Here is a 1,371-nt window from a genome sequence, read left to right as displayed (position 1 = left end):
TTACTACCACTATTATTTGCATCAAATACTATTGCATTAAGCCTGTTGTTTTAGCTGCTGAAAATGTTAAATTACCTCCTAAATTTGTGAGTTCAAGCGTGTCAACTCCGTTCATTACAGGTTGTATTGTTGCAGCTGCAGCCACATCTAATTTGAGCTTATCATTACCATTTCCCAGGTCTATTGTTGGGGCTATATTAATAGTAGATGTTTTTATTGAAACCACATCGTCTTTGCCCGCTGTCTTTATAGTGCCTAATTTCCCTGCAGTTGCATTAGTAAAATCTGCTGTTATGGCACCACTGTTATTAGAAGCATCAAAGGCTGTAAGAGTTGATGGAATATTTTTAATTGCTAAATCTTGGTCTCCTTTTACAGTAATAGATGTAGCTGATTGAAATCCTGACATGTCAACATAGCTTTTACTGCCGCTTGTGTTTACAGTGATATTTTCTATTTTAGACATTGTTATTTTTGTATATGTTGCATTATCTATCCCGTTATTTGGTGTTGGGTCAGGTTTTCCTAAATTATTAACACCAATAACCATTGCATCTGAAGAACCAGATAAATTTGTGTTACTATCAAAAGTTATAGTAGCATCACGGGACATATTTTTGAAGTTAATCTCTATTCCAGCTTCTCCTAAATTTGATAAACTAATAGAATTTCCTGCATCACTTCCAGTTAAGTTATAAGTTTCCACGCCACTTATATTTTTTGCGTCAAATGTTCTGTCTATAATGGTTTCATTTTTCAAGTTTATCTTTTCGATATTTTTAATGTATCCAGAGCCTATGCCAGCAAAGCTTCCTTTCATTGAGATATTTAATGTATCTATTCCATCACTACCATCAACTTTATCTCCACTATTTAATGTAGCTTCCGAGGAAAGTGAAGATACTACAGCATTAAATGTGTCAGCTGCTTTACTTCCAGTAATAGTATCTGTTCCAGTTGTTAATGAAACATTCACAGGCTTATATCCATCTGCTAATGATTTTGCAGTATTTACTGTTGCTGGATCGTTTGTTACATTTGCTATAAAATTTTTAAACAAATCAAAATCTACCTTATCTGTTTTTCCATCACCATTTATATCTGAATTAGGGATGTTATCTGCTACATAAACAGCAACATCTGCTCTGTTTCCAAGTGTTTTAGTTGCAGGGTCGTTTGGATACTTAGTTTTAGCAACATAAATAATGTCTGCCGCAACTTTCCCAACAGTTGTATGTCCTGCATTGATCTCTCCAACCCAGTATGCAATTCCATTTGGGTCATCTGTTGGAGATTTTCCCAAAACATTTTGGTAAATAGATTCAACTACTTTTTGAACATTTGAGTAATTTGGATATAATTGAGATGCTG

Annotated in this window: 1 pseudogene; it reads right to left on the bottom strand. The window is 34.2% G+C overall.

Annotation, left to right across the window (positions count from 1 at the left end):
- Positions 1-28: 28 nt before the first annotated feature.
- Positions 29-1,371: pseudogene (locus HG1285_RS20035) on the bottom strand (hypothetical protein); the annotation flags it as partial.

Source organism: Hydrogenivirga sp. 128-5-R1-1 (assembly GCF_000171895.1).
This window is presented reverse-complemented; position numbering and strand designations above follow the sequence as displayed.